The organism is Mycobacterium sp., assembly GCF_049647605.1.
In the GTDB taxonomy this organism is placed as follows: domain Bacteria; phylum Actinomycetota; class Actinomycetes; order Mycobacteriales; family Mycobacteriaceae; genus Mycobacterium.
The window spans coordinates 20036-27591 of record NZ_JBARXZ010000136.1 but is presented as its reverse complement, the minus strand read 5'-3'; the positions used below and the strand labels follow the sequence as shown (position 1 = coordinate 27591).

The following is a 7556-nucleotide window of genomic DNA, read 5'->3' as shown; positions in this document are numbered from 1 at the left end:
GTGCCACCGCGGCCTCGGGGGAGCCGGTGAGTTCCGTGGCTGCCGCCATGGTGCCCGCCGCGCCGCCGGCTTGAACGGGCAGCGGGGGCAGTGCCGCCACCAACTGGCGGGCATCGAGGACGGCCGTGAGCCATCCGGCGAACTTCAGTCCGGCGGTACTGGGCAGGGCGGGTTGCGTGAGTGTGCGTGCGAGTACCGGCGCAGTCCGGTGAGTGTTGACGAGCCCGAGCAGGATTGCGACTTGCGCTGTGAGTTCGGTGCCGATCCGCTCCAGTGCGTCGCGCAAGCACAGGACGAGCGCGGTGTCGACGACGTCTTGGCTGGTGAGCCCGCGGTGCAACCAGCGGGCGGCGGCCGGGTTGTCGGCGCGCACCCGGTCCCGCAGCAGCCCGACCAGACCGGTGACCGGGTTGCCGTCCCGTTCGGCGGCCGCGGCGATCGCTGTCGCGTCGTCGGCGGTGATCACCGTGCCCAGGTCGGCGGATGCCGCTCGGGGCGCCACCTGCGCCTCGACAAGGACGGCGAGCCAAGCATTTTCGACCTCGACGAGCGCACGCAGGAACCGGGACTGGCTCATCACGTCTCCGGCGCGCTCGTCGCCGGGCCAGAACAGGTCGGCCACCGTCACTGTCCCGGGTAGCGCAGGAACACCGTCTCGCCCTCGCCCTGCAACCGGATGTCGAACCGGAGCCCGGTGTCGTCGCGTTCGGTGATCAGCGTGGCGCGCCGATCCTCGGCAAGGCCGGTCAACAGTGGCTCCGAGTCGAGGTGGGGCCCGGGCACGTAGGCACGGGTGAAGAGGCGGTTGAGAACACCCCGGCCGAAGACGGTGACAGCGATGAACGGTGCCCGTTCCGGGTCGGTGGGTCCCGGTTCGACTGTGCTGAAGCTGAAGTGGCCGTCGTCGTCGGTGGACGCCCGGCCCCAGCCGGTGAACGTCCACCCGTCACGGTGCAATGCCCCGCTGGCATGCGGGACGTTGCCGTCGGCGTCGGCCTGCCAGATCTCCAGCATCACGTCGGGAACCGGTTTGCCCGCTCCGTCGGTGACCACACCGTGGAACTGGATCGCCCCGGCGCTCTGCGGCGGGACCACCTCGTTGCCGCGGTCGAACGGCAGCGCATAGCCGTAGAACGGCCCGATGGTCTGGCCCGGCGTGGCCGTCAGCAGTGTGCTCATCAGTTCGCTTCCTCTGCCTCGAAATGTGTCTGGTTGCTCCCGGTCAGCACGATGTCCCAGCGGTAGCCGGTGGCCCACTCGTGGGTGGTCACGTCGTGGTCGTAGGCGGCGACGAGCCGGTCGCGCGCCTTCTGGTCGGTGATGGACTGGTAGATCGGGTCGAGGCTGAAGAGCGGGTCGCCGGGAAAGTACATCTGGGTGATCATTCGCTGTGTGAAATCCGTTCCGAACAGCGAGAAGTGGATGTGTGCCGGTCGCCAGGCGTTGTGGTGGTTCTTCCACGGGTAGGGGCCCGGTTTGATGGTGGTGAAACGGTAGGTGCCGTCGGCGTCGGTCAGGCAGCGGCCGACGCCGGTGAAGTTCGGGTCCAGCGGCGCCGGATGCTGGTCACGTTTGTGGACATAGCGTCCACCCGCATTGGCCTGCCAGATCTCGACGAGTTGGCCGGTCACCGGCCGGCCGTCACCGTCGACGATGCGCCCGGTGACCACGATGCGCTCGCCGATGGGTTCACCGTTGTGCTGGATGGTCAGGTCGGATTCGAGCCGGTGGACGTCACGCTCACCGAAGCAGGGGGCCCACAGCTCGATGGTCTCCGGGTCGGTGTGGTGCAGGTCTTTGGTCGGGTGCCGCAGCAGGCTGCTGCGGTAGGGGGCGTAGTCGAGGCGGGGCTGGGTCTCTTCGACCCCGGTGCGCTGGTAGGCGGTTTCGATTGCCGCGATCTCCGCGTTGATCGCCGCCTGGCTTGCCGACGCGCTGTCGGGGTTGGTGTCTGTGGGGGCTGTCATGGCCGAGACGGTAGAGGCCAGGGCGTGGCGGTGGACACAGTAGGATTCCGCTCAGCGGAAGGATGGGGAAGATGGCCGGAAATACCTCCGCGCCGGGTGTCACCGTGACGGCCCGGCTGTTGGCGGTGATCGCCGCGTTCGACGAGCGCCATCGCAGCTTGACGCTGACCGAACTCGCCCGCCGGGCCGATATCCCGGTGCCCACCGCGCATCGGCTGGTCGCAGAACTGGTGGCGGGCGGGGCATTGCAGCGCCGTGGCGACGGTCGATATGTGGTCGGCCGGCTGCTCTGGGAGGCCGGTCTGCTGGCGCCGGTCCAGGGGCGATTGAAGCAAGTGGCCGAACCCTTCCTGCATGACGTGTATGCGGCCACGATGGCCACCGTCCACTTGGCGGTGCGCGACGGCGACCGGGTGCTGTACCTGGAACGGATGTCGGGCCGCGCCTCGGTGCCGATCGTGAGCACGGTGGGCAGCAGACTGCCCATGCACTGCACCGGGGTGGGCAAGGTATTGCTGGCGTACGCGCCGCCGAGTGTGCAGGAACTGGTGTGCGCCAACTTGACTCGTATCACCGCCCGCACAGTGACACAGCCCGGGGTGTTGGTGGCTCAGCTGGAACGCATCGCGCGTGACGGGGTGGCCACCACGTCGGAGGAGATGTCCCCGGGGGCCTACTCGATGGCGGTTCCCGTGGTGCGGGTATCCGACAACGAGGTGGTGGCCGCGATCGGGGTGGTCGTTCCGACCCTCAAACGGGACCGGCAGCGGTTACTGGGGGCGTTACAGGTGGCCGCTCGCGGTATCGGCCGGCTGCTGTGAGCCGGCGCGAAGGCTAGACGACCACCGAGCCCGGATCGGCGACGGCCACTCCGGTGATGGAATGCCAAGCGCGCACCAGTAATTCGACGGCTTCGGTCAGTTGATCTTCGGGCAGGGCGTACGGAACGCGGATGAATCGTTCCAACGTTCCGTCGACACCGAAGCGCGGGCCGGCGGGCAGGTCGAGCCCCAGGCGCAACGCCGATGCCGACAGGGCCGTGCTCATCGGTGCCGGCAGCTGTATCCACAGCGACATCCCGCCGATCCCGTTTCCCGGCCGCCAGTCCGGGAGCCGGCGTTCCAGCAGGTCGAGCAGGAAGGCGCGGCGGGTGCGCAGAATCTCTCGGCGCTCGGCGAGGACCTCGTCGGTCCCGTCGAGAAGCCGTGCGGCGATCAGCTGTTCGAGGACGGCGGTACCCAGATCAAGTGCCGGGCGCAGTGCCGCCAGGGTGGCGATGGTGCCGCGTTCGGCGCGGATCCAGCCGATGCGCAGCCCGCCCCAGAACGACTTCGACATCGACCCGATGGTGATCACCAGGTCGCGGCGGCCGGTCAGTTCCGCAGCCACCGGCGGCGGGCTCGGCTCGTCGACCCACATGTCGACGATGGTCTCGTCGATGACGGTCCGGGTCCGGGTGTCGGAGATGATGTGGGCCAGCCGTTTCCGGTCCGCAACTCCCATGGTGAAGCCGGTGGGATTGTGGTTGTCCGGAATCAGATAGGCCAGATTGGGAGCCAGTTGGCGGATTGCGGCCTGGACTGCGTCGAGTTCCCAGCCGCTATCGGTCATCGCCACCGGTACCGCGCGGGCCCCCATGGTGGCGATGGCCGACAGTGCACCGTGGTAGGTGGGCTGCTCGACGAGCACCCGATCGCCGGGCTGGGTGTAGGCGGCCAGGACCAGGCTCAGGGCGTGTTGGGCGCCGCTGGCCACCAGGATTTCGTCGGGTTCGGTGGGAAGCCCACGCCGGCAATAGCGTTCGGCGATCGCGATGCGCAGCGCGTCGACGCCGACGAGTTCATGACCGGGTGTTTGCAGATAGGGGCCGATCTGGCTGGTGGCTTCGGTGATGGCGTTCAGCACAGTTGCCGATGGTGCTGCCAGCGCCGCGGCGGCCAGGCTCACGGTCGCCGGTCCGGCACTGGTCTGGACTGCGGGCAGGACCGGTAGGGCGGTGACGCTGCGGGCGCCGCGCCGGGCGTGGAGGTAGTGGTCTTCGCCGAGTTGGGCGTAGGCGGCGGTCACCGTGGTGCGCGAGACGCGCAGCACTTCGGCCAGCGCTCGCTCGCTGGGCAGTTTTGCGCCTACCGGGACCCGCCCGTCGACGATGAGCAGCCGGATCGCGTCAGCCAGTCCCTGGTAGGCGGGACCGGTGCGGTTGGCGGTACGCCAATTGCCCAGTTCCCGGCCCAGAAGGTCCACATCGAGGGCTCGGCGGCTCATTTCCACGCTCATTGGAGCCAGTATTCGCCGACTGGCTATTGAATGGCAAGCCAGTGGCTGGCCAAACTGGGCGCATGACACGTAACTGGGTATCGGTGTGGGCCTCTCGCCTGGCGGCGATGGGGGCCAGAATGGCCGATGCTGCGGTCCGGCCGAGCAACTTCGAATCGTGGGACCTCCGCGAACTGGATGCCGACCGGCGGCGCGAGGTGAACGACCTCGAAGCCATCAGGGTCCGGTTCCCGGACCACGCATGAGGAACAAGGCGACCCCCGGACGACTGTTGACGCTTCTGCTGGGGCTGTGCGGTTACGGCTTCTCGATGGCGTTGATGGTGGAAGCGGGACTGGGCCTGGACCCATGGGACGTCTTCCACCAGGGTCTGGCGCAGCGCACCGGCATGACGATCGGACTGGCCACGGCCGTGGCGGGCGCTGCGGTGCTGCTGGCCTGGATTCCACTGCGCAACCGGCCCGGCGTCGGGACCGTCGCAAATGTCATCGTCATCGCCGTCACCGTCGACGCGTCACTGGCGGTGTTGCCGACACCTGAATCGCTCCCGGCGCGAGTTGCGCTCATGCTGGCCGCGGTACTGCTCAACGCGTTCTGCACGGTGCTCTACATCGGTGCCGGTCTCGGTCCAGGGCCGCGCGACGGACTGATGACCGGCCTGGTGGCTCGCACCGGATTGTCAGTGCGGTTGGTACGCACCACAATCGAGGCCGCCGTACTGACCCTGGGCTGGTTGCTCGGCGGTACCGTCGGAGTCGGCACCGTGGTCTACGCATTTGGCATCGGCCCGCTGGTCCAGCTGATCCTGCGGTTTGTGCCGGCGCGGGTACTTGCCGAATTCGGTACAAAAACACCCATGGCTACCATGGGCGAGTGCCCGCAGCAGACCCGGATACCGACACCGCCAGCGACCCCGACCTCCTGATCGATTTCCGGAAGATCTCGCTGCGCCGCGGCGGGCGGGTGCTGGTGGGTCCGGTGACCTGGCAGGTCGAACTGGACGAACGCTGGGTGGTGATCGGTCCCAACGGCGCCGGCAAGACCTCGCTGCTACGGATCGCCGCCGCCATGGAGTACCCGTCGACGGGTACGGCGTACGTTCTCGGCGAACGGCTCGGCAAAGCCGACATGTCGGAGCTGCGTTCGCGGGTTGGTTTGTCGAGTTCTGCGCTGTCGCAACGGGTTCCAGATGACGAAGTGGTGCGGGATCTGGTGGTGTCGGCCGGTTATGCCGTGCTCGGTCGGTGGCGCGAGGCCTACGAGGACATCGACTACGCCCAGGCCGTCGACATGCTCGAAAGTGTCGGCGCCGAGCACCTCGCCGAGCGCACCTACGGCACCCTGAGCGAAGGTGAACGCAAACGGGTGCTGATCGCCCGGTCGTTGATGACCGATCCGGAATTGCTGCTTCTCGACGAGCCCGCCGCGGGCCTGGACCTCGGCGGCCGTGAGGAGCTGGTCGCCCGGTTGGCCGACCTGGCCGCCGACCCGGACTCACCGGCCACCGTCCTGGTGACCCACCATGTCGAGGAGATCCCACCGGGTTTCTCCCACGCCCTGATCCTCTCCGAAGGTCAAGTCGTCGCCGGCGGTCTGCTCGCCGATGTCCTGACGTCTGAGAACCTGTCCAAGGCCTTCGGCCAGTCGATCGCCCTCGACCTGATCGACGGCCGTTACTTCGCACGGCGGGTCCGCAGCCGTGCCGCACATCGGAGGCGTCAATGAGTTCTGTCAGTCCAGAGGACCCCAAGGTCCCACTGCCGCCCCGGCCGGCGGCCACCGTGATGCTGGTGCGCGACGGCGAAGGCCCAGCAGCAGGCGGGATCGAAGTGTTCCTGATGCGCCGGCATCGGGCGATGGAGTTTGTCGGTGGGGTGATCGTTTTCCCCGGCGGCGGCGTCGACGACCGGGATCGCAATGCCGACATCGACTGGCATGGGCCGCCGCCGTCCTGGTGGGCACAGCGATTCGGGGTGGACGAGGACCTGGCGTTGGCGCTGGTGTGCGCTGCGGCCAGGGAGACGTTCGAGGAGTCCGGAGTGCTCTTTGCCGGGGCCTCCGATGACCCGGACCTGATCGTCGACGACGCCAGCGTCTACCGCGACGCGCGCCGCGCGCTTGCCGACAACACCTTGTCGTTCGGTGAGTTCCTGCGCAGTGAGAAGCTGATGTTGCGCGCCGATCTACTGCGCCCCTGGGCCAACTGGGTCACCCCGCCCGAGGAACGCACCCGTCGCTACGACACCTTCTTCTTTGTCGCGGCCCTGCCGACGGGGCAGCGCGCCGACGGAGAGAACACCGAATCCGACAAGGCCGGCTGGGCCACGCCGGATGAGGCACTCGAGGACTTCACCGCCAAACGCACCTTCCTGTTACCACCGACGTGGACCCAGCTGGATTCCCTGGCCGGTCAGACCGTCGCCGAGGTGCTGGCCACCGAACGCGAGATCGTCTCGATCCAACCCAGTCTGTCCCTGGGAAGAGATGACTGGGCGATCGAGTTCTTCGACAGCGATCGCTACAACGCCGCCCGCGCCGGGCGCGCGCCGTGATCCGGGGCCGTGAGTTCGTCTCCGTCCACACCAGCGACGAGCATCCCGGTGTCGGCACGGTGCTGGTGTCGAGACCGCCGACCAACACCTTCAGCAGGCAGGCCTACCGCGAGTTGGCCGACGCCGCCGCGGAGGTATCGGAGCGCGGTGACATCACGGCGGTCATCGTGTTCGGCGGTCACGAGATCTTTTCGGCCGGCGACGACATCGCCGAGCTGCAAACGCTGACACCCGCGGAGGCCGCCAAAGGGGCCGTGGTTCGTCACGACGCCATCGAAGCCGTGGCGGCGATCCCCAAACCGACCGTGGCCGCGGTCACCGGGTACGCCCTCGGCAGTGGTCTCACCCTGGCGCTGGCCGCCGACTGGCGCATCGGTGGCGACAACGTCAAGCTCGGGGCCACCGAGATCTTGTCCGGTCTGATCCCCGGCGGTGGTGGGATGGCCCGGCTGGCCCGCACCGTCGGGGTCAGCCGTGCCAAGGAGCTGGTCTTCAGTGGACGTTTTGTCGACGCGACCGAGGCCGCCGAGCGCGGTCTGCTCGATGAGCTCACCGCCCCCGATCATGTGTTCGACACAGCGATGACCTGGGCGCAGCGATTTGTCGACAGCCCGGCGGAGGCGCTGGCGGCGGCCAAGGCGGTGATCGATGCCTCGGTGGCGCCCCGATCGAAGCGGGTGGGGCAGGAGCGCGACCGCTACGTTCAGGTATTCGCCGCCGCTCAGTCGATCGACGGCAAGGGTTAGGCTGCCCTCCATGA

Annotated in this window: 10 protein-coding genes; 6 read left to right on the top strand and 4 right to left on the bottom strand. The window is 68.2% G+C overall.

Translation table 11 applies throughout. From position 1 onward, the window contains the following. From WBB07_RS18055 to pcaH, 3 genes are all read right to left on the bottom strand, one after another. The coding region (locus WBB07_RS18055) for a lyase family protein (protein ID WP_526309768.1) at positions 1-622 on the bottom strand (622 nt) is incomplete at its 3' end. Between the two features lie 2 nt (positions 623-624). Continuing rightward, on the bottom strand, positions 625-1179 hold the full coding sequence (gene pcaG, locus WBB07_RS18050) for a protocatechuate 3,4-dioxygenase subunit alpha (protein WP_526309767.1): 555 nt from the start codon (positions 1177-1179) through the stop codon (positions 625-627). After that, complete coding sequence (pcaH, locus tag WBB07_RS18045; protein ID WP_526309766.1) at positions 1179-1967, bottom strand: protocatechuate 3,4-dioxygenase subunit beta; 789 nt, start codon at positions 1965-1967, stop codon at positions 1179-1181. Before pcaH ends, pcaG begins: the two co-directional genes overlap by 1 nt. A gap of 71 nt (positions 1968-2038) precedes the next feature. Between pcaH and WBB07_RS18040 the strand changes: the two genes are divergently transcribed. Continuing rightward, entirely contained in the window at positions 2039-2788 is a 750-nt protein-coding gene (locus WBB07_RS18040; protein ID WP_526309765.1) for an IclR family transcriptional regulator, read from the top strand. Between the two features lie 13 nt (positions 2789-2801). Here WBB07_RS18040 and yczR read toward each other — a convergent pair whose 3' ends face one another. Next, entirely contained in the window at positions 2802-4244 is a 1443-nt protein-coding gene (yczR, locus tag WBB07_RS18035; protein ID WP_526309764.1) for a MocR-like transcription factor YczR, read from the bottom strand. A 62-nt stretch (positions 4245-4306) separates the two neighbouring features. Here yczR and WBB07_RS18030 point away from each other — a divergent pair, with 62 nt between their 5' ends. From WBB07_RS18030 to WBB07_RS18010, 5 genes are read left to right on the top strand one after another with little or no spacing between them, the layout of a single operon-like run. After that, on the top strand, positions 4307-4489 hold the full coding sequence (locus tag WBB07_RS18030) for a hypothetical protein (RefSeq protein WP_526309763.1): 183 nt from the start codon (positions 4307-4309) through the stop codon (positions 4487-4489). Further along, on the top strand, positions 4486-5169 hold the full coding sequence (gene yczE / locus WBB07_RS18025; protein ID WP_526309762.1) for a membrane protein YczE: 684 nt from the start codon (positions 4486-4488) through the stop codon (positions 5167-5169). The genes WBB07_RS18030 and yczE overlap by 4 nt, the downstream gene beginning before the upstream one ends. Further along, complete coding sequence (locus WBB07_RS18020) at positions 5118-5969, top strand: ABC transporter ATP-binding protein (protein WP_526309761.1); 852 nt, start codon at positions 5118-5120, stop codon at positions 5967-5969. Before yczE ends, WBB07_RS18020 begins: the two co-directional genes overlap by 52 nt. After that, a complete protein-coding gene (locus tag WBB07_RS18015) occupies positions 5966-6796 on the top strand; it encodes an NUDIX hydrolase (protein ID WP_526309760.1) in 831 nt (276 codons plus the stop codon). The genes WBB07_RS18020 and WBB07_RS18015 overlap by 4 nt, the downstream gene beginning before the upstream one ends. Then, positions 6796-7542 carry an enoyl-CoA hydratase gene (locus WBB07_RS18010; protein ID WP_526309772.1) on the top strand — a complete coding sequence of 249 codons (747 nt, stop codon included), beginning with the start codon at positions 6796-6798 and terminating at the stop codon, positions 7540-7542. Before WBB07_RS18015 ends, WBB07_RS18010 begins: the two co-directional genes overlap by 1 nt. Positions 7543-7556: the final 14 nt, after the last annotated feature.

Coding starts and splice junctions, on each gene's coding strand:
- pcaG (WP_526309767.1), bottom strand. CDS start 1,179: ATGAGCACACTGCTGACGGCCACGCCGGGCCAGACCATCGGGCCGTTC.
- pcaH (WP_526309766.1), bottom strand. CDS start 1,967: ATGACAGCCCCCACAGACACCAACCCCGACAGCGCGTCGGCAAGCCAG.
- WBB07_RS18040 (WP_526309765.1), top strand. CDS start 2,039: ATGGCCGGAAATACCTCCGCGCCGGGTGTCACCGTGACGGCCCGGCTG.
- yczR (WP_526309764.1), bottom strand. CDS start 4,244: ATGAGCGTGGAAATGAGCCGCCGAGCCCTCGATGTGGACCTTCTGGGC.
- WBB07_RS18030 (WP_526309763.1), top strand. CDS start 4,307: ATGACACGTAACTGGGTATCGGTGTGGGCCTCTCGCCTGGCGGCGATG.
- yczE (WP_526309762.1), top strand. CDS start 4,486: ATGAGGAACAAGGCGACCCCCGGACGACTGTTGACGCTTCTGCTGGGG.
- WBB07_RS18015 (WP_526309760.1), top strand. CDS start 5,966: ATGAGTTCTGTCAGTCCAGAGGACCCCAAGGTCCCACTGCCGCCCCGG.